This window comes from Luteibacter flocculans, from assembly GCF_023612255.1.
GTDB classification, from domain to species: Bacteria; Pseudomonadota; Gammaproteobacteria; order Xanthomonadales; family Rhodanobacteraceae; genus Luteibacter; species Luteibacter flocculans.
Map to the genome: position 1 here is coordinate 3,559,823 of NZ_CP063231.1, position 24,819 is coordinate 3,584,641.

Annotated in this window: 19 protein-coding genes; 12 read left to right on the forward strand and 7 right to left on the reverse strand. The window is 64.9% G+C overall.

Annotated features, from left to right (window positions below; all coding sequences use genetic code 11):
* Positions 1-146 precede the first annotated feature (146 nt).
* The 9 genes from IM816_RS15515 (at position 147) to fdhD (ending at position 12,838) form a co-directional block, all read left to right on the forward strand.
* Complete coding sequence (locus IM816_RS15515) at positions 147-2,252, forward strand: RecQ family ATP-dependent DNA helicase (protein WP_250338774.1); 2,106 nt, start codon at positions 147-149, stop codon at positions 2,250-2,252.
* On the forward strand, positions 2,173-3,576 hold the full coding sequence (locus IM816_RS15520; RefSeq protein ID WP_250338775.1) for a DNA-processing protein DprA: 1,404 nt from the start codon (positions 2,173-2,175) through the stop codon (positions 3,574-3,576). Before IM816_RS15515 ends, IM816_RS15520 begins: the two co-directional genes overlap by 80 nt.
* A gap of 36 nt (positions 3,577-3,612) precedes the next feature.
* Entirely contained in the window at positions 3,613-5,733 is a 2,121-nt protein-coding gene (locus tag IM816_RS15525; protein ID WP_250338776.1) for a GmrSD restriction endonuclease domain-containing protein, read from the forward strand.
* Positions 5,734-6,031: 298 nt separating this feature from the next.
* A complete protein-coding gene (locus tag IM816_RS15530) occupies positions 6,032-6,616 on the forward strand; it encodes an RNA polymerase sigma factor (protein WP_250338777.1) in 585 nt (194 codons plus the stop codon).
* Entirely contained in the window at positions 6,613-7,257 is a 645-nt protein-coding gene (locus tag IM816_RS15535) for an anti-sigma factor family protein (RefSeq protein ID WP_250338778.1), read from the forward strand. Before IM816_RS15530 ends, IM816_RS15535 begins: the two co-directional genes overlap by 4 nt.
* Complete coding sequence (locus IM816_RS15540) at positions 7,254-8,558, forward strand: S8 family serine peptidase (protein ID WP_250338779.1); 1,305 nt, start codon at positions 7,254-7,256, stop codon at positions 8,556-8,558. The genes IM816_RS15535 and IM816_RS15540 overlap by 4 nt, the downstream gene beginning before the upstream one ends.
* Positions 8,559-8,606: 48 nt before the next feature.
* A complete protein-coding gene (gene dusB / locus IM816_RS15545) occupies positions 8,607-9,593 on the forward strand; it encodes a tRNA dihydrouridine synthase DusB (RefSeq protein WP_250338780.1) in 987 nt (328 codons plus the stop codon).
* Positions 9,594-9,696: 103 nt separating this feature from the next.
* Positions 9,697-12,024, forward strand: a complete 2,328-nt coding sequence (locus tag IM816_RS15550; protein WP_250338781.1) for an FdhF/YdeP family oxidoreductase — start codon at positions 9,697-9,699, stop codon at positions 12,022-12,024.
* Positions 12,014-12,838, forward strand: coding sequence for a formate dehydrogenase accessory sulfurtransferase FdhD (gene fdhD, locus IM816_RS15555; RefSeq protein WP_250338782.1), 825 nt, complete (start codon positions 12,014-12,016; stop codon positions 12,836-12,838). The genes IM816_RS15550 and fdhD overlap by 11 nt, the downstream gene beginning before the upstream one ends.
* 2 nt (positions 12,839-12,840) lie before the next feature.
* On the opposite strand, the gene IM816_RS15560 is transcribed toward fdhD, so the two are convergent.
* From IM816_RS15560 to fusA, 4 genes are all read right to left on the reverse strand, one after another.
* Positions 12,841-13,179 carry a DUF7009 family protein gene (locus IM816_RS15560; protein ID WP_250338783.1) on the reverse strand — a complete coding sequence of 113 codons (339 nt, stop codon included), beginning with the start codon at positions 13,177-13,179 and terminating at the stop codon, positions 12,841-12,843.
* Entirely contained in the window at positions 13,176-13,709 is a 534-nt protein-coding gene (mobA, locus tag IM816_RS15565) for a molybdenum cofactor guanylyltransferase (protein WP_250338784.1), read from the reverse strand. Before mobA ends, IM816_RS15560 begins: the two co-directional genes overlap by 4 nt.
* Positions 13,706-14,902, reverse strand: a complete 1,197-nt coding sequence (locus IM816_RS15570; RefSeq protein WP_250338785.1) for a molybdopterin molybdotransferase MoeA — start codon at positions 14,900-14,902, stop codon at positions 13,706-13,708. Before IM816_RS15570 ends, mobA begins: the two co-directional genes overlap by 4 nt.
* A gap of 78 nt (positions 14,903-14,980) precedes the next feature.
* Positions 14,981-17,059 carry an elongation factor G gene (gene fusA / locus IM816_RS15575; RefSeq protein WP_250338786.1) on the reverse strand — a complete coding sequence of 693 codons (2,079 nt, stop codon included), beginning with the start codon at positions 17,057-17,059 and terminating at the stop codon, positions 14,981-14,983.
* A 742-nt stretch (positions 17,060-17,801) separates the two neighbouring features.
* On the opposite strand from fusA, the gene IM816_RS15580 reads away from it, so the two are divergent.
* A complete protein-coding gene (locus IM816_RS15580) occupies positions 17,802-18,077 on the forward strand; it encodes a hypothetical protein (RefSeq protein WP_072322091.1) in 276 nt (91 codons plus the stop codon).
* A 19-nt stretch (positions 18,078-18,096) separates the two neighbouring features.
* On the opposite strand, the gene IM816_RS15585 is transcribed toward IM816_RS15580, so the two are convergent.
* Positions 18,097-20,484, reverse strand: a complete 2,388-nt coding sequence (locus tag IM816_RS15585; RefSeq protein WP_250338787.1) for a membrane-bound PQQ-dependent dehydrogenase, glucose/quinate/shikimate family — start codon at positions 20,482-20,484, stop codon at positions 18,097-18,099.
* 129 nt (positions 20,485-20,613) lie between these two features.
* On the opposite strand from IM816_RS15585, the gene IM816_RS15590 reads away from it, so the two are divergent.
* Both IM816_RS15590 and metK read left to right on the forward strand, forming a co-directional pair.
* Entirely contained in the window at positions 20,614-21,594 is a 981-nt protein-coding gene (locus IM816_RS15590) for an aldo/keto reductase (RefSeq protein WP_250338788.1), read from the forward strand.
* A 159-nt stretch (positions 21,595-21,753) separates the two neighbouring features.
* Entirely contained in the window at positions 21,754-22,974 is a 1,221-nt protein-coding gene (gene metK / locus IM816_RS15595; RefSeq protein ID WP_250338789.1) for a methionine adenosyltransferase, read from the forward strand.
* Positions 22,975-23,154: 180 nt separating this feature from the next.
* Here metK and IM816_RS15600 read toward each other — a convergent pair whose 3' ends face one another.
* Positions 23,155-23,529: a TIGR03067 domain-containing protein gene (locus tag IM816_RS15600; protein ID WP_250338790.1), complete on the reverse strand. Its 375-nt coding sequence runs from the start codon at positions 23,527-23,529 to the stop codon at positions 23,155-23,157.
* Between the two features lie 133 nt (positions 23,530-23,662).
* A complete protein-coding gene (locus IM816_RS15605; RefSeq protein ID WP_072322095.1) occupies positions 23,663-24,808 on the reverse strand; it encodes a sugar ABC transporter permease in 1,146 nt (381 codons plus the stop codon).
* Positions 24,809-24,819 lie beyond the last annotated feature (11 nt).

Here is a 24,819-nt window from a genome sequence, read left to right on the forward strand (position 1 = left end):
CAGAAGCGCTCCCGGGGACTCTCCATGCCCTGACGGCCCAATGGTCACGGCGACTCCACTGCTCGTAACATGGCACGACTGCGCTAGGGACGCCCGCCGCAGTCGCCAGGATCGCCAGGATCGCCATTCATCGTAAAGGAGTACCCATGCCGGTAACGGATCGCGAACACGCCCTCGGCCTTCTCAGACAAGCCCTCGGCAAGCCCGACGCGGACTTTCGCGAGGGTCAGTGGGAAGCCATCGACATAGTCGCCAATCAGCGGCGCAAACTGTTGGTCGTGGAGCGAACAGGCTGGGGCAAGAGCTCGGTCTATTTCATTGCGACACGCCTGCTTCGAGACCGCGGCGCTGGGCCCACGCTTATCGTCTCGCCACTGCTTGCGTTGATGCGCAACCAGATAGAAAGCGCCGAACGGCTGGGGGTTCGCGCCATCACGATCAATTCAACCAACACGAACGACTGGCCGTCCCTCACGCAACGTATAGTGAACGACGGTGCCGATGCCATACTCATCTCGCCCGAGCGTCTCGCCAACGACGACTTTGCGGAAAACGTCCTGTTACCTATCGCCCATCGCATTGGCCTGCTCGTGGTGGACGAAGCGCATTGCATTTCCGACTGGGGCCACGACTTCCGCCCCGACTACCGCCGGCTCGTCAACGTCATCAGGCGCATGCCGGCGAATATGCCGGTACTGGGGACTACCGCGACGGCCAACGATCGCGTGATCGGGGACGTCATCGCGCAACTGGGCGACATACAGGTGCTGCGCGGCCCGCTTACCCGCGAAAGTCTGCATCTGCAAGCGACACGCCTTTCCGACCAGGCCGCGCGACTGGCGTGGTTGGTCGACCATCTCCCCAGCCTGCCCGGTACCGGCATTGTCTATGTCCTGACCAAAAGGGACGCGGATACCGTCGCACGGTGGCTGAAGGCCAACGGCGTCGACGCGGAGGCTTACTACAGCGACGTTACCCACCCGGCCTTCGATGATTCCGACACCTATCGCCAACATCTCGAAAACCGCCTTTACTCGAATCGCCTGAAGGCACTGGTTGCCACTACCGCGCTATCCATGGGTTACGACAAACCCGATCTCGGTTTCGTCGTTCATTACCAGGCCTCGGGCTCCATCGTCGCCTATTACCAGCAAGTGGGCCGCGCGGGCCGCGCGATACCGCACGCCATCGGCGTGCTGCTTTCCGGTCGCGAGGACACCGACATCCACGAGTACTTCCGCGGCTCGGCATTTCCCGAGCAGGCGCACGTGCTGGCCATACTGGACGCGCTGGCCCAAAGCGATGGCATGACCGTTCCAGCCATCGAAGCGGCCGTCAACCTGCGCAAGACACAAATCGAGAAGGTGCTGAAACTTCTCTCGGTGGAAAACCCGTCACCGGTCATCAAGGACGGCCCGCGCTGGTCCCGAACTCCTGTCCCCTATCGCATGGATCAGGAGCGGATCGACAATCTCACCCAGCAACGCGAACAGGAGTGGCAAGAGGTTCAGGACTACATCAGAACCACGGACTGCAAGATGGCTTTCCTGGCCCGGGCTCTCGACGATCCCCAGCCACACCCCTGTGGCCGATGCACGTCCTGTGTAGGACACCCGATCGTCTCGGAATCCTTCGACCAGGCGCTGGCGATTCAGGCCCGGGCTTTCCTGCGCTATGCGGAATTTCCGCTGGAAACCAGGAAGCAAGTCTTAGCCGGCGCCTTTGTCGAATATCCCTTCGCCGGCAATCTGCCGCCGGCATGGCGCGCCGAAACGGGGCGAACGCTTTCGCGATGGGGCGACGCCGGCTGGGGACGGCTCGTGGAGGAGGACAAGCATACCGGCCGCTTCCGCGACGAACTGGTCGACGCCGTGGCGGACATGATTCAGCTGCGCTGGCAACCCCACCCGGCGCCCGAGTGGGTCACTTGTGTCCCCTCGCGCACGCATCCCAACCTGGTGCCGGACTTCGCTGCTCGTCTGGCTGCACGCCTGGGTCTGCCGTTCCATGCAGCGATCACCAAGGTACGGGACAATAGGCCGCAAAAGGCGCAAGAGAACCGCTTTCATCAGTGCCGCAATCTGGATGGTGCCTTTGCCGTCCAGCCCAATCTTCCAGCGGGTCCGGTCCTGCTGGTCGATGACGTGGTCGATTCCAAGTGGACCTTGACCATTGCGGCTGCGCTGCTACGGCAGGCCGGTTCCGGTCCCGTATGGCCATTGGCGCTCGCTGAAAGCAGCCCCGGAGATTGAGATGCACATGAGTAAACAGAGCCAGGCGGTACTGTTGCTGACCGCCTGGCTCGGCAAACCCGACAGAGGCGAGGCAGCACCCCTCGCGCCACGCGAATGGGGACGGTTTGCATTGTGGCTAAAAGAGCAGGGGCATTCGCCCGCGGATCTGCTCGATTCCCGCGATCTTCCGACGCTCCTCCAGGGCTGGGCCGACCGCGCCATCGATCTTCCCCGCATCCAAAGGCTGCTGGAGCGCGGCGTTGCCATGGGCATCGCACTGGAAAAATGGGAGCGTGCCGGTCTGTGGGTCATCACGCGGTCCGATCCGGAGTATCCCTCGCGGCTCAAACGGCTGCTCAAGACCGATGCACCGCCGGTTCTTTTCGGTTCGGGCGATCGCGATCTACTGGATCGCGGAGGCATTGCCGTGGTGGGCGCTCGCGACATCGGCCCCGAGGACCTGGCATTTACCGGAAAACTCGGTGGGCAGATCGCGATGGACGGCAGGTCCGTCGTGTCTGGCGGCGCCAGAGGTGCAGATGAAACGGCCATGCTCGCAGCCTTGGCGCAAGGCGGCACCGTTATCGGCATTCTGGCTGACGGCCTCCTGCGCGCCAGCAGTTCCGCCAAATATCGGTCCTCACTGGTAGGCGGCAATCTCGTCCTGATTTCGCCGTTCAACCCCGAAGCCGGCTTCCATGCCGGCAATGCCATGGCGCGCAACAAGTACATCTACTGTCTCGCAGACGCCGCGATCGTCATCAAGTCCGCCAGGGGTACAGGGGGAACGTGGAACGGGGCGATCGAGACACTCAAGAACGGATGGGTACCCGTTTGGGTCAAACCGCATGCAGACCACGCCTCGGGCAACGCGGCACTGGCCGATGCGGGGGCCTTCTGGCTGCCGGAAACCGTCAGCGACTTCGATGCCATCATGGGACGCACCGCGTCGATCGAAAGGCCTGCTGCGCACTCGCTCTTCGATGCGAGGCCCCCCGGCATAAGGGAGTCCGACCCGCCGCCGGCATCCGAGTTGGAGGCCGATGCCATGCCGCATGCTGACGTCGCCGATTCGACACCCGAACGGCAAGGCGAAAACGACGTCAGTGCCACCGGCCCATCGAAGCCAGCATCGAGCCCCGACCTCTACGAGTACTTCCTGCTCCAGCTGGAAGCCGCCACGCGCGATGGTCCAGCCACGGCGGAAGCGCTTCAGCAGAAACTGGGGCTGGTCAAGACGCAATTGAGCGAATGGCTCAAGCGTGCCGTCAAGGAAGGCCGCGTCGAGAAGCGCGACAAACCTGTCCGCTACCAATCGCCACGCAATAGCCAGCTTTTCTGACGTTCAACTACGACTGTCGATTCACAGGGGGATCGCATGAAAGCCACTGAAGCCAAATTGCTCAAGTTTTTGAAGAATGCGCCACAGTTCATCATCCCGATTTATCAGCGCAACTATTCCTGGACGAGGGAGCAGTGCAACCAACTCTGGCACGACCTGCTCCGGGCGGGCCGGGAAAGCCAGATCAGCGGACATTTCATCGGTTCAATCGTGTACATCGAGCGCGGACTGTCAAACGTGGTACAGCAGGAATCCCTACTTGTCATCGATGGACAACAACGCCTCACCACCGCCACCCTGCTGATCGCTGCACTCGCAGAGCACTTCGAAAACTACGATATCCCTGAGCTACTGGAGGCGTTTTCCGCTCGGAAGTTGCGCAATTACTATCTATTCAACGTGGAAGAGGAAGGCGAGCGCCATTTCAAGCTATTGCTGTCAGAAACAGACAAGGAAAGCTTACTCGCGATACTGCGCAAGGCCCCCATGCCCAAGGACGCCAGCACGCGTATCGAAGAGAACTTCAAACTCTTTCAAAACCTGATCGAGAGCAACAAGGCCGAACTGGAGGCCATTTGCACCGGCCTGGACAAGCTCGTCATCGTCGACATATCCCTCGATCGCGCCCAGGACAATCCTCAACTCATCTTCGAAAGCATGAACTCTACGGGTCTGGAATTGAGTCAGGCCGATCTAATCCGCAATTACATCTTGATGGGGCTAGAACCTGCGCTGCAGACCGAGCTTTACAACGCTTACTGGCGTCCCATGGAGAAGGGTTTTGGTCAGGCGGCTTACGCCGTGCACTTCGACCCATTCATGCGCCACTATCTCACCGCCAAAACGGGTGAAATCCCCAATGTCCGAGAGGTGTACAGCGCTTTCAAGGACTATGCGCGTCGCCGCGCGGGCGATACCCGTGAACTGATGGCAGAAATTCATGCCTACGCCGACTATTACTGCGCCATGGCGCTTGGTACCGAGAAGAACGCGCTTCTGAAACAGGCATTCCAGGACATACGCGAACTGAAGATGGATGTCGTCTATCCGTTTCTTCTGGACGCCTATCACGATTATCGAAGAGGCGACCTCGGCGTCGACGAGTTGCACCAGGCGCTGCGCCTAGTCGAAAGTTACGTATTTCGCCGCGCCGTATGCGCTATACCCACCAATTCACTCAACCGTACTTTCGCAGGGCTCTCTCGTTCCCTTAAGAAAGACCGCTATCTTGAGAGCCTCACCGCCACATTCCTTTTGCTACCGTCCTATCGCCGGTTTCCTGATGACGACGAGTTCCAACGCGGACTCATGGTCCGAAATCTCTACAAGTTCCGCAGCCTCATGTATTGGCTTCGCAAGCTTGAGAACTTTGGACGCAAGGAACCGATTACGGTGGAGAACTACACGGTAGAGCACATCATGCCGCAGAACGCCGATCTGTCGGCAGCGTGGAAGCAGGAACTTGGCCCCGAATACGACCGAGTGCAGAAAACATGGCTGCACACCCTGGGCAACCTAACGCTTACCGGCTACAACAGCGAGTACAGCGACAGACCGTTCAAATACAAGCGCGACGAGGCGACCAATCGTGAGGGTGATCCCGTAGGCCTCAAGGTCAGCCCTCTCATACTCAACCAGGGTCTGGGCAGCGTTGAGACTTGGAATGAGGACGCCATCCGAGATCGTGCCGAACGCCTTGCCGCTCGTGCAGCCAAGGTGTGGAGGGCTCCGGAGCTCTCCGCGGACGTCCTCGATGCGTATCGACCGACCGCTGCGCAGCCGTTGCAGAAGTACAGCATCGAGACTCACCATCAGTTGGCGACCGGTCCCGTCCGCGAGCTTTTCGAGCATTTACGCCGACAGGTGATGACCATCGACCCCTGCGTCAGCGAGGAGTTTCTCAAGATCTACGTGGCCTATAAGGCAGAAACCAACTTCGTCGACGTTATTCCCCAAGCCAAGCGATTGCTGCTTAACCTCAATATCCCATTCTATGAAATCGACGATCCAAATGGTCTGTGTCGCGACGTCACTGGCATTGGTCGCTGGGGTAACGGCGACGTGGAGGTAAGGCTAGAATCGCTGGATCAGCTACCTTACGTCTTGGGACTGATCCGTCAGGCATTCGATCGGCAAATGGGCAGTGTCGACGCCTGACCACCCTCGCCCGCCTGCCATGCTTTAGCCCGGCAAGCGGGTATTCTGATGCGGTCAAGTACGCGCAATGGCATACATTGCACTTCTTCAAGCCGCCGCTCGGTCACTTATCCGGATGTCTGCGGTGTACGCCCTGCATCGGCTTCACTTCCCAGGAGCGGTCGCGGACCCACTCGCGGCTCGCTCTATCCGCCCCTGCCCCGCACGGAGCAGGGGCGGATATCAGGCCATGGGTACCCATACAACCTTTTGACTTCCTCTCGGCACCCACCGGTCCCCACCGAACGATCGCCCGCCCATGAGCAACGCAGACAACGAGGCCGACGCCACCGATCGCCAACTGCTGCGGCGCATGGCTGAGGGCGACCGTGCCGCGCTATCGGTCATGTATCGCGCTTACCACGGGCGGCTGTGTCGCTTCCTCGCCCGCCTCACCCGGCGCGCGGACGTGGTCGAGGAAGCGATCAACGACTGCTTCTGGATCGCCTGGCAGAAGGCGTCGACGTTCCAGGGCGATTCCCGCGTTTCCACCTGGATCATGGGCATTGCCTACCGCTGTGGCCTCAAGGCCTTGCGCCAGCACGGCAGCGAGCCGGTGGACGAAGACACCCTGCCCGAAGACCGCATGCCTTCGCACGATCCCGACGACGATCGGATCATGCGCGACTGGCTGGGCAAGGGGCTGGAACGGCTGTCTGCCGACCAGCGTGTGGTGGTGGAGCTGGTCTACGGCATCGGGCACACGCTCGAAGACGTGGCGACGATCATGCAATGTCCCGTGGGCACCGTGAAGGCACGCCTGTTCCACGCCCGCGTCAAGTTACGCAACGTGCTCCCCGGCCTGGCCGGCGAGCATTCCATCCGCAGAGAGAACGCACCATGACCTTCCAAAAGGATGTCGGTAGGGACTGCACCCGCGCTTGGGAAGCCATGCCGTGGGTGCTGCGAGGCGACGCCTCGGAGGCACAGGACGACTGGTTGAAGATGCACCTAGCCGGGTGCGCCGCATGCCGCGAGGAATTCGCCCAGCAGGAACGCCTGCGCGAGGCCCTGGCATTGCCACCGGATCTCGACGTGGACGCCGAAGCAGGACTGGCGCGCCTGCTGGCGCGCATCGATGCCTCCGAAGCGGCCCCACCGATGACGCGACGCCGTGCGTCATCGAGCTGGCTGGTGCGCGGTCTGATGGCCGCCGTGATCGTCCAGGCCGTCGGCATTGGCGTACTCGGCGTGAAGCTGCGTGGCGAGGCCCAGCCGCCTGCGGCGTACCGGACGCTGAGCCAGGATGCCGCCCCGGTGCCGGCCGGCTCGCTTCGTGTGGTGCCGCAGGCGACGATGAAGGTGGCCGACTGGAACGCCTTGTTGCACACGTTTCACCTGCGCGTGACAGGCGGACCGAACGACGTCGGTGCTTATACGCTGGCACCGCTCGACGGCCAGACACCGGTCACCGCACAGACCTTGCAGCGCCTGCGCGCCACGCCGGGCATCCGCTTCGCGGAACCCATCAGCGGAGCGCCATGAACGCGCGAGCCCTCCTGGTCGCGACGCTGCTGTTTTCCGCGCTGACCGCCTGTGCGCCGATCCGCCCCGCTGTGGCGGACGGCAGCACCCCCGCCACGCCGGCCGCAAGCGCCGACGTGGCCGCGATGGACAGCAGCCGCGACATCGTGCTCGCCGTGGTCAACCCGCTCGAACCCGCAGGCACCCACGCGGGCTCCAACCTGCTCGGCTACGTACCTGCCGCATCGTACGGCGCCGGCCAGCGCGCGCTCTCGGCCTTGGCCGAGCTGGAACGCTCCTATGACATGCGCGAAGTGGCCGGCTGGCCCATCAAGGCCCTGGGTCTTTACTGCGTGGTGGTCCATCCGCCCGCGGGCGTGGATCGCGATGCGCTGATCGCCAAGCTCGCAGCCGACCAGCGCGTGCAGCTCGCACAGCCCCTGCAGGAATATGCAGTCTACGGACAGGATCCCTCGCCGGACGGCCGCCGCTACAACGATCCGTATACCGACCTGCAACGTGGCTTCGTCGAAACCCACGCGGCGCTCGCGCACGAGGTCACCCAGGGCGAAGGCGTGCAGGTCGCGGTCGTCGACACCGGAATCGATGCCCATCATCCCGACCTCGCGGGACACGTGCGCGATGGCGGCGATGCGGTGGGAGGCAGCGATGACGCGCGCGGCGATCGCCACGGCACCGAGGTCGCCGGCATCATCGCCGCCGTGGGCGACAACCACCAGGGCATGGTGGGCATGGCGCCGAAGGCACACCTGAGCGCGTACCGGGCGTGCTGGTATCCCGATCCGAAGGCCGGCGCGCGCTGCAACTCCTTCACCCTCGCCAAGGCGCTCTCAGCGGTAAACGACACCGACGCCCGCGTCGTGAACCTTAGCCTCGGCGGCCCCGCCGATCCGCTGCTCGGCAAGCTGCTGGGGCAATTGCTGGATCAGGGCCGCATCGTGGTCGCCGCGCTACCGCCCGGCGGCAACACTGGCGGCTTTCCGGACGGCGCCCCCGGGGTCATCGTGGTCCGCAGCAGCGACACCACGCCCGCACCGCCCGGCGTGGTGAGCGCACCGGGCAACGACATACTCACCACCCAGCCGGGTGGCGGCTACGATTTCAGCTCGGGCTCGTCGATGGCGACGGCCCACGTCAGCGGCATTCTCGCCCTGCTGCTGTCGATCTCGCCGCGGCTGGACGCGCGCACGGCGCACGACATCCTGCTGCGCACAAGCAGCGTCAACCACGGCGTGCTCGAAGTGAATGCCGCCGCAGCCGTCGCGGCGCTGCGCCCGGCGACGGGCACTCCGCCCCGGTGAACCTTCCGCCGTTCGCCCCCGGGCGGCGCGTCGCGTAAAATCCCCGGCATGCGCATCGGCCCTTACGCCATCGCGCCCGCCGTGGTCCTCGCGCCCATGGCCGGCGTCACCGACAAGCCGTTCCGGCTCCTGTGCAAACGCATGGGGGCCGGGTTGGCCGTGTCCGAGATGACCACCGCCGACCCGCGCCTCTGGCACACCCGCAAGTCCTTGCGCCGCATGGATCACGACGGCGAGCCGGAACCAGTCAGTGTGCAGATCGCCGGCTACGACCCCGGCATGCTGGCGGAAGCGGCCCGGTACAACGCCGACAACGGCGCGCAGATCGTCGACATCAACATGGGTTGCCCGGCGAAGAAGGTCTGCAACGTGTGGTCCGGTTCGGCGCTGCTGCAGGACGAACCGCTGGTGGCACGCATTCTTCACGCCGTGGTGAAGGCGGTGGACGTGCCGGTCACACTGAAGATCCGCACCGGCTGGGACCGCGATCATCGCAACGCGCTCACCATTGCGCGCATCGCCGAGGACGCGGGTATCGCCGCACTGGCCGTGCACGGCCGCACGCGTGCGGACAAGTACGAAGGCGAGGCCGAGTACGCCACGATCGCCGCGGTGAAGGCCAGCGTCTCGATTCCCGTGCTCGCCAACGGCGACATCGTCGACCCCGTGAAGGCGCGCGAGGTGCTGCGCATCACGGGGGCCGATGCCGTCATGATCGGCCGCGGCGCGCAGGGCCGTCCATGGATCTTCCGCGAGATCGCTCACCACCTGGAGACGGGTGGTTTCCTGCCCGAACCGACACCGCGCGAGGTGCGCGACATTCTGGTGCCGCATCTCGAACACCTCTACGCGTTCTACGGCGAGACGATGGGCGTGCGCATCGCGCGCAAGCATCTGGGCTGGTACGCGAAGGACCGCGCCGAGAATGCCGCGTTCCGCCACGTGGTGAACAAGGCGGAAGACGCCGCGACGCAGCTCCGCCTGACGCGCGACTACTTCGACGCGCTGGAAGCGGGCGTCTCGCTGGCCGCGTAACGCGGCGCTACACCGTGTCGACACGTACCTTGGTTTAATTGCCTGCCGACGCGCTGCGTAGAATGATCCGGCGGTACGGCCCCCTCCCCAGCGAGCGACGACCATGAGCGAAGACCAGGTCCCCGGCATCGAACCCTACGACGGCCCCGCAGGCGGATGGGGTGCCCTGGGCGCCGTCGCCCGCGCGCTCAGCGGACAGATGGCCATCGCGCGCGAATCGATCGCGCTGCACAAGGTGAACCAGCCCAAGGGCTTCGACTGCCCCGGCTGCGCCTGGCCGGACCCCAAGGAAACCTCGTCGTTCGAATTCTGCGAGAACGGCGCCAAGGCGGTGTCATGGGAGGCCACGGCGAAGCGCGTGCGCCCCGAGTTCTTCGCGAGCAACAAGGTCGCGGATCTCTGGAATCTGAGCGACTACGCGCTGGAAGGCCTGGGCCGGATCACCCATCCGATGGCCTACGATCCGGCCTCGGACACCTATCAGCCCATCGAATGGAACGAAGCGTTCCGCCGCATCGGCGAAGCACTCCGTGCGCTACCCGACCCGAACATGGCCGAGTTCTATACCTCCGGCCGTGCATCCAACGAGGCCGCGTTCCTCTACCAGTTGTTCGTGCGCGAATACGGCACCAACAACTTCCCGGATTGCTCGAACATGTGCCACGAAGCGACGAGCGTCGGCTTGCCGCAGTCGCTGGGCGTGGGCAAGGGCACCGTGACGCTCGACGACTTCGAACACTGCGACGCCATCTTCTGCATCGGCCACAACCCCGGCACGAACCATCCACGCATGCTGGGCACCTTGCGTGAGGCCTCGCTGCGCGGCGTGCCTATCGTGGTACTGAACCCGCTGCCCGAACGCGGCCTCGAACGCTTCACGTCACCGCAGAGCCCTGTGGAAATGCTGACCGGCACCTCGGTACGCATCGCCTCCACGTACTACAAGCTCAAGATCGGCGGCGACGTCGCCGTGCTGAAAGGCATGACGAAGTCGCTGCTGGACGCCGACGCGCGCGCCATCGCCGCAGGCATGCCGGGCGTGATCGACCGCGACTTCATCGCCACGCAGACCACCGGCTTCGAGGCGCTCGCCGACGATGTCGCGCAAACCTCGTGGGAAGCGATCGAGCGGCACTCGGGCCTGACCCGTGCGCAGATCGAAGACGCCGCGGATATCTATGCGAAGGCGAAGAACGTCATCGTCTGCTACGGCATGGGCATCACCCAGCACGCTCACGGCACCGAGAACGTCCAACAGATTGCAAACCTGCTGCTTCTGCGCGGCAACATCGGGCGCCGCGGTGCAGGCATCTGCCCGTTGCGCGGGCACAGCAACGTGCAGGGCGATCGCACGGTAGGCATCACCGAGAAGCCCAACGATGCACTCAACGACGGCATCCGCAAAACCTACGGCTTCGAGCCGCCGATCGCCCATGGGCATGACGCCGTGGCTGCGGTCATCGCGATTCGCGAAGGGCGCTCCAAGGCATTGGTCGCGCTGGGCGGCAATCTCGCGGTCGCCATGCCCGATACCGATGAAACCTTCGAGGCGATGCGCAAGCTGGACCTCGCCGTACATATCGCTACGAAGCTCAACAGGTCGCACCTGATCCTGGCGAAAGCGTCGTTCATCCTGCCCTGCCTCGGCCGTACAGAACTCGACGTGCAGGCCACCGGTCCGCAGGCCGTGACGGTGGAAGATTCGATGTCGATGGTGCATGCCTCGGCGGGCACGCTCACGCCCGCCTCGGAACACCTGCGCTCGGAGCCCTGGATCGTCGCCGGCATCGCGAAGGCCACCTTGCCGAACACGCGCGTGGATTGGGACCGCCTCGTCGGCGACTACAACCTCATCCGCGACGACATCGAAAAGGTCTTCCCGATCTTCTTCAACTTCAACAAGCGCGTCAGCGAACCGGGCGGCTTCCGCCTGCGCGTCGCCGCCAGCGAACGCGACTGGGCCACGCCGGACAAACGCGCCCATTTCCTCCTGGCGAAAGGGCTGGACGAGGATGCGCCGCTCGAAGCGCACGAGTTGATGCTGACGACGATCCGCTCGCACGACCAGTACAACACCACGATCTACGGGCTCAACGACCGCTATCGCGGTGTAAGCGGACGACGCGACGTCGTGTTCATGCACCCGAACGATCTCGCTGCACGCGGCCTCAAGCACGGCGATCGCATCGACGTGTTCGCCACCGGTGCCAACGCCGCCGACGGCAAGGAACGCGCGGTGCGCGGTTTCATCGCCGTGGCTTTCGAGATCGCCGAGGGCTCGGTCGCGATGTATTACCCCGAGGGCAATGCGCTCATTGCGCTGGAAAGCCATGACCGGCGCTCGGGCACCCCAGCGTACAAATCGGTGCCGGTACGCATCACATCGGCCAATGCGATGACTCAAACGCCCACGGCGGCCCATGCCGTCTGAGCGCACCCTGCCCGCCGGCTGCGCCACGCGGCCGGTGTTGCGTTTCGAGCGCGGGCGCTACGTCGAAAGCGAGGACCGGCTCGCTGAAGAAGTACCGGTAGCGATGCACTTCGACGGCGCGCCCTTCGCCGTGATGATGACGACGCCTGCCGACCTCGAAGACTTCGCACGCGGCTTCGCGCTGACCGAAGGTCGGATCGGTACGGTGCTCGACATCGTGGACATCGAGGTTCGCGAGGTGCTGGAAGGCGTCGTGGTCGACATACGCACCGGCAGGCACATTGAGCATCCGCCTTCAAGCGCAGACACCCCGGCGCCGCGCGAATTGCCGGGCCGCAGCGGCTGCGGTATCTGCGGCAGCCGCGAACTGGAAGACGTGGTACGTCATCCGCTGCCCGTTGCAGCGGGACCGACCATCGGCGCGGATGCGATCGAGCGTGCGCTGGAAACGCTCCGCTCGCGCCAGCCGATCAACGCATATACCGGCTCCGTTCACGCTGCAGCCTGGGCCCTGCCCGACGGCAGCATCGTCACCGTGCGCGAAGACGTCGGCAGGCATAACGCACTCGACAAGCTCATCGGTGCGATGCTGCTCGAAGGTACCGATCCACGCGACGGCTTCGCGGTCCTCACCAGCCGCGCCAGCTACGAGATGGTGACCAAGGCCGCCACCGCCGGCATCACCATCGTGGTGGCTATCTCCGCCCCTACGGCGCTCGCGGTGCATCTCGCCGCGGATTGCGGGGTCACGCTGGTGGGCTTCGCGCGCCCGGGGCGCTTCAACGTCTACACACGACCGGAACGTATCGGCTGACGTCAGGCGCGCCGACGGCGCAGGCTGTCCTTCACGTCGACGTCGAAACGCACGGTGGTGGCGACGGTATCGCGACCGGGGATGTCGAAGGTCAGCCCGTCCTTGCTCGGCAGCTTCGCCTGCAGCTCACGCAGAGCGTCGCGCGGTACTTCCATACGCCATTCGTGGGCCGTGCCGGAAAGCGTGCATGCGTCGGCATCGGTGGCATCGATCGCGTAGCGCATCGTGAAGGCCATGCCGAAGCTCGTCGAACCCAGCAGGGCGACGTCTTGGAGCAGCTCCGTCAGTTCGTCCTCGTTGATGCGGACCCTGACCGTGTCGTCTTCCAGTTGCACCCTCATGCGTTCGCCTCGCGCCATTCGTCTGGAGTGTTGCAGTTGAGCAGCCCACGCGTGTCGAGGCCGTCGAGTGGCAGTGTCGTCGCCCCTACGCGCGTCTGCAAGCCGAACACGGAACAGGCCCTGCCCGTCCGCGTCATCGCATCGGCGAGCGCTTCGCGCATCACGGCATCCATCCGCAGCCGCATCGGCAACGGGTGGTCCTGCCAGTGCGTCACCGCTTCGCTGCGTTCCGCCAGCAAGGGAAGCAGCACGTCAGAGCCAAGCCGCGGCATATCCACAGGCACGACGAGCCATTCACCATCGGGTAGGACCAACGCGGCACTGGCGATGCCCCCGACCGGCCCCGTCTGTGGCCAGCGATCCGGAATGCCACCGTCGCGCGCCCCACTGATCGCGACGCGTGTGGCGCCTGCGTCGCGCAAGACCTCCGTCGTACGTTCCAGCAACGTGCGACCGCCGATGCGAAGCAGCGCCTTGTCCTCGCCCATCCGCGACGACAAGCCACCGGCAAGAACGAGTCCAAGGATCATGCGGCATCCACCGGATCGAGCGGCCACGCGTCGGCATGCTCGGCGTGGGCGTCTGAGGCCGACAGCCACGTGTTCGACGTGGCGAACGGCAGAATCCGGAAGGATGCCTGCGCGTCCGCCGCATGCGCTGTCTGGCGCCCATCGGCACCGTGTTCGAGCCGGCCGAGGGCAAAGTGATGCAAGCCGTCGCGGCCGATCAATGGCGCCGCCATACGCACCCTCGTCGGCCGTTCCGGAAACAGCCCCGCCATCGCACGCAGCACGGGCGCCACGAAGAAGCGATAACCCACGGCCACCGCCATGGGATTGCCGGGCAAGGCGAGCACGATCGGGCCACCATCGAAGCGCGTCGCAAGCAGCGGCTTACCGGGGCGGATCGCGACTTTGTGGAAAAGCTCGCGCGCACCGAGCGAGGCGAGCGCTGCAGGCACGAAGTCGAAACGACCTGCCGACACCGCACCCGTCGTCACGATCAGGTCGGCGCGCGCCGCGATCGCCTCACCGACGGCGTGCGCAAAGGCGTCGCCGACATCCGGTACACGTGTGCGTGTCAGCATGTCCGTGCCCCAGTGGGCGAAGCATGCTTCGAGGAAAGGGCCGTTGGAATCGTGGATGCCGCCTGGCGGCAACGGACCCGTCGCGTTGAGTTCGCTGCCCGTGGCGATCACGGCCACGCGTGGACGGCGCACCACGTCGACATGTGCCACGCCGAGTGCCGCGAGCAGCATCGTCGCTGCGGTGTCGATCCGTCGGCCACGCGCCAGCGCAAGCTCGCCCCTTGCGATGTCGCTGCCCGCGCGGCGCACATTCTGGCCTGCGCGTTCTTCCGCCGGAAAGCGGACCTGACCATCGCGCCTTTCACTGCGCTCTACAGGAACCACGGTATCGAAACCCTCGGGCATGCGCGCACCCGTGGCGATCTCGCAGGCATCTGCCTGGGGAAAGGCGTCGGCGGTGTCTCCCGCGGCCTGCATGGCAGCCACGGCAAAGCTGACACCCGCCGGCAACGGTTTGCCGTGGGCACGCACGGCATACCCATCCATGGCCGCGTTGTCGAACGACGGCAGCGCCATCGGGCTGTGCAGATCGGCGGCAAGAAAGCGCCGTGCGGCGTCGGCGAGCGGAAGCGATTCGCTCTCCAGCGGCCGGATGGCATCGAGCAGGAGGGCGAGTGCGTCGGGATAGGCAATCATCTGCGAAGCGTAGCGCGTACCGTGCGCGACGTATTGCGCACGGTACGCTTTCCTTGCACCGGGGCCAGCCCCGATGCGTCACGCGGTCCGACGAGCCGCTTCCTGCTGGGTCGCCGGGCGGTAGGCGTGGAACGCCACCGTGGCAGACGCCCTGCCCTGGCTCAACGACCGCAGCGCCGTGCTGTAGCCGTCCAACTGAGCCAGCGGAACGTCGGCATCGATCTCCGTACGTTCCTGCCGATCGACCAGGTTCACGATCTGGCCGCCACGGCGTTGCAGATCGCCCAGCACGTCACCGACCGCCGAGCCCGGCGCACTGACAGACACGCGCATCACCGGTTCGAGCAGCACGGTGCCGGTCGCCTCCAGCGCGGACTTCACCGCCATCTGCGCGGCGCGGTGGAAGGCCATCTCGTTGGAATCGACCGCATGCGCCTGACCGTCAAGCACCGTCACCGCCGCGCCCACCACCGGGAAGCCGCGAGGCCCTTCCAGCAGCGCGGACGCAACGCCCTTCTCCACCGCGGCCTGGAACGGCTTCGGGATCACGCCGCCGGTGCTGCGATCCTCGTAGCTGTTCGACTCGCCACCGGTCGGAGCGACGGACAGCACCACGCGCGCGAACTGGCCGCTGCCGCCGGTCTGCTTGGCGAGCTTGCCTTCCACGGGACCCGACGCGGAAGCCGGCGTCTCCTGGTAGGCCACGCGCGGCGAGCCGGTACGCACCTGCACGCCCCACTCGCGACGCAGGCGCTCCACCATCACGTCGAGGTGCAGCTCGCCCATGCCCCAGACCAGCGTCTCGCCGGTTTCCGGGTCGGTGCCCACGCGGAAGGACGGGGCCTCCTGCGCAAGACGCGCCAAACCGTTGCCGAGCTTGAGCAGGTCAGCGGAACGTTCCGGCGACAGCCGCCAGGACAGCACCGCAGGTTGCGCCTGGATCGTCTCCAGCCGCACGCGGTGCTGCGGAGCGGACAGCGTTTCGCCTGTGGCGACGTCCTTCCATCCCGCGATCGCCACGATGTCGCCAGCCTCGGCGTGCTCCACCGCCTCGGTGTCCTCCGCACGCACGACCGCGAGGCGACCGATGCGCTGCACACGATCGGTGCCGCTCCGCCACACGCTGTCACCCACGCTCAGTCGTCCCGCGTAGATGCGCAGGAATGCCAGCGGACCATGCGCCTGGTTCACTACCTTGAAGACGAGCGCAGCCAACGGCGCGTCCGCATCGGGCGCCACCGTGACCTCGCTGCCATCGTCGTCTGCATGGCCGATGACGGCCGGACGATCGAGCGGCGACGGGAGGTACGCCACGAAGGCGTCGAGCAACGGCTCGATGCCAACGTTGCGGAACGCGGAGCCCGGCAACACAGGCGACCCCTTGCCCGCGAGCGTGCCGCGCCGAAGCGCCGCGGTTAGCGCCGTCGCATCGATCGGCTGCTCGGTGAGCCAGAGTTCCGCCAGCGGTTCGTCGCTATCCGCGATGGCGGCGATCAGTTCCGCGCGCGCGTCTGCGTGTTCGGCGCGTTCCGCGTCGTTCCACGCACGCACGCTCGGCGTGCCGGCATCGTCGAAATGCCAGGTGCGTTCGGCCACGAGGTCGACCAGACCCGTCATGTGTTCGCCTTCGATGACCGGCCGAGCGACGACCCATGGGTTCGCGCCAAGCGTGTCGCGCATCTGCGCAACGACCGCATCGAAGTCCGCACCGGGGCGATCCATCTTGTTGACGAACGCCATCAGCGGCACGCCATGACGGCGCGCCTGATGCCAGACGGTTTCTGACTGCGGCTGCACGCCGGCCACGCCGGAGAACACGGTGACCGCGCCATCGAGCACGCGCAGCGAACGCTCGACCTCGATCGCGAAGTCGATGTGTCCGGGCGTGTCGATGAGTGTCAGGCGATGCGGCTGGCCGCCGTCAGGCGTCCAATTCGCGCGCACGGCCGCAGCGCCGATCGTGATGCCACGCTCGCGCTCGAGTTCCATGTGGTCGGTGGTCGCCGCGCCGTCGTGCACCTCGCCGGTACGATGGATCGTGCCGGTCTTGTAGAGCAGGCGCTCGGTCAGCGTGGTCTTGCCTGCATCGACGTGCGCGATGATGCCGAGGTTGCGCCAACGGTCGACGGGGATGCGGGTTTCGCGGGTGGTACTCATGGCTAACGGTTTCCTGATGGGATAACGCCAGGGGCTCGATGTATTCGTCGAGCGAGGCACTCCCCAGTCCTGAACCGCCGCCCCTGGCTGAGCAGGACGGTCAGGATCGGGGATCGCGGCAGTTCTTCATGGCACGTTGCTCCAGATCGAATGGCGAAAAACGGGACAAAAAAAAGCACCCTTGCGGGTGCTTGGAGAACCTTGGAGGTCGCACATCGCCTTACGACGACGAACCTCCACTCACGGCGCGCGCGCACCCGCGACGCGCCCAGGGGGCGATCGGTGGGACGTGAATCAATGCGTGCTTGCAGCGGGCCATGACGGCCTCCGTTGATCGAATCACCGCTAGTTGGAGGTGGTCTGGAGGAAATCAAGGGCGGCACCTCAAGGCATCTCCTACGCCACGGCGAGCCCTAAGCGCCTTCCGAGCGACGGGCGGCGCCTGGGAACATCTCACTCCTGACGTACCACCCCCCCCCTCTGACAACCATCAAGGATGAATAATCATGCGTGAACTTACCTCTCCCGAAATCGCCTCAGTTTCCGGCGGCCGCCTCAAAGTACCTGGCGCTTGCTCGAGAGCCACCCTCTTGTCGAACACCGGCGTGGCTGCCCTGGGAGGCGGTATTACGGGACTGATAACGGGCGGACCTTTGGTAGGTCTCGGCGGTGCGATCTTCGGCGGCAGCATGGGCGCTTTGAGCGCTGCCGTGAGCTGCGGCATCGCTTTACGAGAGGCGCGGTGACCTCAGCCCTATCCCGCCTGGGCAAGTGGCTCGCAGAACCTCCGTCATTGTGGGTCTACACCTGGCGGGCGGGCATCCTCTGCTTCGGCACCCTCATGTTCGCGACGCACTGCCTGTGTGCCTGGACCGACGGCGTCGCGCTGACCTGGCGTCGCTTACTCCAGTACTTACTTCTCGCGGAATCCACAGGCGTGCTGGCAGGGCTCGTCATGGGGTGGCCCGTGGTCCGGCGTTGCCGCGAGCGCGAGGATCGCGAGCGCTCGCGGGTTTAAGGCGCTTGCGCGCTGCCATTCAAGGCAGCGCGTAAGCCATCACATAGTCGCCCGATTTCGTGCCCAGCCCACTGTGGCCACCTGCGGCGATCACGACGTATTGCTTGCCGTTGACCGTGTACGACATCGGGTTGGCCTGCCCACCGGCCGGCAGGCGTGCCTTCCATAGCTCCTTGCCCGTGCGCTCGTCGATGGCGCGCAGGTAGTTGTCCGCGGTGGCGCCGATGAAGACGAGACCGCCGCGGGTCGTCATGTTGCCGCCGATGTTGAAGATGCCTGTCGGCAGCGGCGCGTTGACATGTGTGCCGAACGGACCCGTGTCACGCGTGGTACCGATCGGGCGCTCCCACACCAGCTTGTGCGTCACGAGGTCGATGGCGGCCATCGTGCCCCACGGCGGCGGATTGCACGGCACGTCGAGCGGGTTCAACCACGGGTGCACCTTGCCGACGTACGGCGTGCCGTACTGCGGCGCCAGCCCACCGCCCACCTTGGGTTCGTTGCCCGAGCCATCCCACGGCTTCACCAGCCCCTTGGCCTCCGCGGGACCGCGGGGCGCGAGGCTGATGATGAAGGGGATGTAGTTCGCGTTGGCGATCAACAGCTTGTTGTACGGATCGATGGATGCGCCGTGCCAGTCGATCACGCCGTCGAAGGCGGGATACACGATCGTGTCCTTCAACTGCGGCGGGGTGAACTGTCCTTCGTATGCAGCGCGGCGGAATTCGATGCGACACATCAACTGGTCGAACGGCGTGGCGCCCCACATCGACGCTTCGGTCAGATCCTTCGGCGCCAGCGACGGCATGCCGACGGAGAACGGCTGGGTGGGCGAGGTGCGCTCACCGGGGACGGCGTTCTGCGGCACCGGCTTCTCGGTGACCTCGGTCAAAGGCTTGCCGGTACGTCGATCGAGGACGAAGAACTCGCCGCGCTTGGTCGTCTGCACCAGCGCCGGCACCGTACCGCCGTTCGCATCCGGCAGATCGACCAGCGACGGGCCCGTCGGCACGTCCATGTCCCACAGATCGTGATGCGTGTTCTGGTACACCCACTTTGGTGCGCCGGTCTCGATATCCAGCGCAACGGTGGAACTGGACACCTTCTCGTCGAAGGGACGGCGATGTCCGCCGAAGTAATCCGGCGTGGCGTTACCCATCGGAAGGTAAACCATGCCGAGGTCCGGATCGGCGGTGTAGACGCCCCACGCGTTCGGCGTGCCGCGGGTCAATTGGTCGTTCGGACCGGGCGTCCAGTTCTGCGGATCGTGGCCCACGTCCCACGCCCAGACGAGTTTGCCCGAGAGCGGATCGAACGCGCGCACCGCGCCGGAGGGTTCGTTCTCCGCCTGGTTGTCGTAGACCCAGCCACCCAGGATGACGCGGTCCTTCATCACCAGCGGCGGCGACGTCACGAAATGAAAGCCTGCCGGCACGTGGCCGAGGTACTGCGTGAGCGAGATGAAACCGTGCTCGCCAAAGTCCTCGCACGGTTTGCCCGTGTCGGCGTTCAGCGCCATCACCCGGGCATCGAGCACCGGCGCAATGATCCGTCGCGGACAATCGGTCTGCGTGCCCGGCGGCGCCTGGTAATAAGCCACGCCACGGCAGGCGAGATAGACGTCCGCTTCGGTGTTTGCCTTCGGATCGAAGGTCCATTTCTTCTGGCCGGTCGCGGCATCGAAAGCGACGACCCAGCTATGCCCCGTGCAAACATACAGCGTGTCGCCCACCTTGATCGGCGTGTCCTCGAAATTGAACTCGTGGCCCGCGTCCGTGCCGCCTTTGTCTTCGCCAGGACGCATCGTGTCGCCCGTATGTGCCGTCCATGCGACCTTGAGGTTCGTCACGTTGTGCGTGTCGATCTGGTCCAAGGGCGAGAAACGATCGCCGCGCGGTGTGCGGCCATAGAACCACCAATCACCATCGGGGACGGAGGTGTCGTGACCGTCCGCCGCATTGCGCACCACCGCTTCGCCCCGCGTGCCCACCGGCTGCACGAATCCGGCCACGCCGACGCCGACACCCACCACGATTGCGACGATCAGTGCCAAGGCGGCGCCTCGTCGCGGCGACAGCCTGCGCGTGATCCATGGCATCAGCAGGTATATGCCCAGCAGCACAGGCACGAGCAGCCGGGGTTCGAGCTGCCAACCGATGAATCCGACTTCCGCCACGGCCCACAGCACCGTGCCGAGCAGCACGATTGCGTAAAGCCATAACGCGGCTCCGGAACCGCGTGCCAGCAAGATGCCGGTGACACCCACCGCCGTGCCAGCGATCAGGTAGTAGAGGCTGCCGCCGAGGACGGCGAGCCACACACCGCCAAGCGCCAAGGCAAAACCGAGCACAGCGACGACCACGCCACTGATGCTTGGCGCGCGAGGTGATGAGAGGGTGGACGACATGGTTTGCTCCGCTGACGTGATGCGACGGGCGCACCGCGTCCGGGTCGCGAATACCTAAAGATAACCATGGCAGGTATATGTAACGTCTACGCCTTATCGGCAACGCTTGCTTTCATCCATGGAGTTCTTATGCGCTACGTGAAACTCGGCCGCACGGGCCTGGAAATATCGCCGCTGGTCCTGGGTTGCATGACCTACGGCGTACCCGATCGCGGCAACCATCAATGGACGCTGGACGAGGAAACGAGCCGCCCCTTTATCCGCAAGGCGCTGGATCTCGGCATCAACGTGTTCGACACGGCGAATGCGTACTCCGACGGTACGTCGGAAGAAATCGTCGGCCGCGCGTTGAAGGATTTCGCGCGCCGCGACGAAGTCGTCATCGCGACCAAGACGTTCTTCCACTGGCGCAAGGGACCGAACGGCGGCGGCTTATCCCGCAAGGCCATCTTTCACTCGGTGGACGACAGCCTCTCCCGCCTCGGCACCGATTACATCGACCTGCTGCAGATCCACCGCTTCGACGAAACGACGCCTGTCGAGGAAACGATGGAAGCGCTGCATGACGTGGTGAAGATGGGCAAGGTGCGCTATCTCGGCGCGTCGTCGATGTACGCCTGGCAGTTCGCGAAGATGGTCTATACCTCGCGACTGCATGGCTGGACCGAGTTCGTCAGCATGCAGGATCACTACAACCTGCTCCAGCGCGAGGAAGAGCGCGAGATGATCCCGTTCTGCATGGATCAGGGCATCGCCGTGCTGCCCTGGAGCCCGCTGGCACGGGGCCGCCTGACCCGCGATTGGGACGAAAGCAGCGAACGGCAGGCCACCGACGTGTTCGGCAGCACCCTCTACAAGGCCACCGAGGATTCCGACCGTGCGATCGTCGCCGCGGTGAAGAAAGTGGCGGAGGCGCGCGGCGTGCCAAGGGCGCAGGTGGCGTTGTCCTGGGTGGCGCACCGGTCGGGCGTGACCGCACCGATCGTCGGGGCGTCCAAGCCCCACCACCTGGACGACGCGGTCGCCGCGCTCGACCTCGTACTCACGGACGAGGAGACGGCGACGCTCGAAGCCGCCTATGGGCCGCATCCGGTGGCAGGCTTCTCCTGACCGCCCAGGCCAGGGCGGGCTCCGGGGCACCGTCGGCCCTGAATACCCATGCAATCGTCATCCCCCGGGCGTACCCTGGCCGCTGCAAACCGGGACAAGGGCGTGTATCATGGCGCGCCCTTTTATCTCTTTATCCGTAAAGAAGGATATATCACCGCGATGAGCAGCTACCTCTTCACCTCCGAGTCGGTCTCCGAAGGCCACCCGGACAAGATCGCCGACCAGATCTCCGACGCAGTTCTGGACGCCATCCTGGCCCAGGATCCGCGCGCGCGCGTGGCCTGCGAGACGCTGGTGAAGACCGGCGTCGCCATCGTCGCGGGTGAAATCACCACCAGCGCCTGGATCGATCTCGAAGCGCTGACCCGCAAAGTCATCCTCGATATCGGCTACGACTCGTCCGACGTCGGTTTCGACGGCGAGACCTGCGGCGTGCTGAACCTGATCGGCAAGCAGTCGCCCGACATCAACCAGGGCGTGGACCGCAAGAAGCCGGAAGAACAGGGCGCTGGCGACCAGGGCCTGATGTTCGGCTACGCCACGAACGAGACCAGCGAGTACATGCCGGCCGCGATCCACTACGCGCACCGCCTCGTGGAGCAGCAGACCAAGGTCCGCAAGAAGAAGAACTCGCCGCTGCCGTGGCTGCGCCCGGACGCGAAGAGCCAGGTCACCCTGCGCTACGAGAACGGCGAAGCCGTCGCCATCGATGCCGTGGTGCTGTCCACCCAGCACGATCCGGACGTGAAGCAGAAGGATCTCATCGAAGGCGTGCGCGAGCTGATCCTGAAGCCCGTGCTGCCGGCGAAGCTGCTGCACAAGGGCACCAAGTTCCACATCAACCCGACCGGCAAGTTCGTGATCGGTGGCCCGGTGGGCGACTGCGGCCTGACCGGCCGCAAGATCATCGTCGACACCTACGGCGGCTGGGCCCGTCACGGCGGTGGCGCGTTCTCGGGCAAGGATCCGTCGAAGGTCGACCGCTCGGCCGCCTACGCCGCACGCTACGTCGCGAAGAACATCGTGGCTGCCGGCCTGGCCGACCGCTGCGAGATCCAGGTCAGCTACGCCATCGGCGTCGCCGAGCCGACCTCGATCTCCGTGACCACCTTCGGCACCGGCAAGATCGCCGACGACAAGATCGAGAAGCTGATCCGCAAGCACTTCGACCTGCGTCCGTACGGCATCATCAAGATGCTCGACCTGGTGCACCCGATGTACCAGCCGACCGCGTCCAACGGCCACTTCGGCCGCAAGCCCTATGAGATCACCGATAAGAACGGCAACACGTTCACGGCGTTCTCCTGGGAGAAGACCGACAAGGCCGACATCCTGCGCGATGCCGCCGGTCTCGGTGCGACGGCTGCCCGCCGCAAGTAAGCGGACTTCCAGCAAGGTATGGAAACGGGCGCCCAGGCGCCCGTTTTCTTTTGCGAAGCCAGCCATTGGTGGGAGCCGACCCTGTCGGCGATGGGTGCTTGCCGAACCGGCCCGCTGCCACGGGATCGCGGATAGGATCGGCTCCCGTCAGGCAGCGCCCCGCTGGCTGATGGGAAGAATTTAGACGCGGTGCCTGACGAACCCGCGGAGGGTCAGCCCTGGCGAGGTGGCAAATACGAGCGAACGAGGCATGCCCTCGTCCGATGCGATGAAAACGAACTCATCATTGCTCAGCCTGTACGTGGCAGGGAGCAACTTTCCCGCGTCATCGCCCATGCTGTCGATCCAGGTGATCGACTTCGGGTGCGCCGTCGGATCGAGGATAAAACGACCGGCAAGGAGGAGTTCGCCCATGGGCGACCTGACCGCGAAGCGATCTCCATCGATGGTGGTAATCCTGCCGTTGCCGCCGTGGATATCGGTCGGTTCGATGACGCCATTCTCTTCGAAGCGGACCTGCTTCCAGGCTCCCTGAAGCATTTGCAGGTCGTCCATGATCTTCCTTTTCCTTTCGTTCTGACGTTATCCCAAGCAACCATCGCCGACCGGGTCCGCTCCCACCAGGTTGCGGCTACTGGGTGGGAGCCGACCCTGTCGGCGATGCTTTGGAACCAGGTGATGCGCGGAATCAGCCGTTGCGGTTGGAGCCCGAGAGCACGTCCACCCACACGGCGAGGGCCAGGATCACGCCCTTGATGATCATCTGCCAGGAGTTGTCGACGTCCATCAGCTGCATGCCGCTGTCGAGGCTGGCCATGACCAGCGCACCGATGAGCGCGCCGTAGACCGTGCCCGAACCGCCGCGCATCGAAGTGCCGCCGATGAAGCAGGCGGAGATGGCGTCAAGCTCGCCGCCCGTGCCCGCCGACGGCGAACCCGAGCCCGTGCGGGCTACCGTGATGATGCCGGCGAAGGCGCACATGAGGCCCATCAACGCGAACACCACCAGCTTCACGCGGGCCACGTTCACGCCCGACAGGCGGGTCGCCTCCATGTTGCCGCCCACGGCGTAGATGTGTCGGCCGAACACGGTCTGCGTCGAGACGTAGGTGAACACGGCAAGCAGGCCGAGCAGGATCATCACCGGAATGGGAATGCCGTTGGCGTCGTTCAGCATGCGCACGAAGGCGAAGATGAAGGCGCCGATGGCAACGAGACGCGCCACGTCGATCCACATCGCGCCCTGCTGCAGGCCGAGCTTCGAGCGACGCATGCGACGACGGACCGTCAACGCGATCATCGCCAGGAAGATCACCGCACCGATCCAGCGCGACAGCATCGGCGGCACGAAACCCTGACCCAGCGCGATGAGATCGTCAGGCGCGGGGGCAATGGTGGAGCTGCCCGTGATGTAGAGCACGATGCCGCGGAAGGCGAGCATGCCGCCCAGGCCCACGATGAACGACGGCACACGCATCTTCGTCACGACAAAGCCGTTGAAGGCGCCGATCACGAGACCCAGTGCCAGCACGGCAAAGATGGACGGCCACGTGCCCCAACCCATGTTGACGGTGAGGATCGCTACCACGCCGCCAAGCAGGCCGAGCTGTGAACCGATCGAGAGGTCGATCTCACCGGCAATGATGATGAACACCATGCCGCAGGCGAGCATGCCGGTGATCGCCATCTGCCGGAACAGGTTGGACAGGTTGTTCGGCGTGATGAAGGTCTGGTCGGTCTTTACATGGAAGAACACCCATATGACCGCCACCGCGATGAGCAGCGCGAGGATCTTGTAGCGAACGAACAGTTGCTGGACTTTCTGGGCCTGCATGAAGGAGCTTC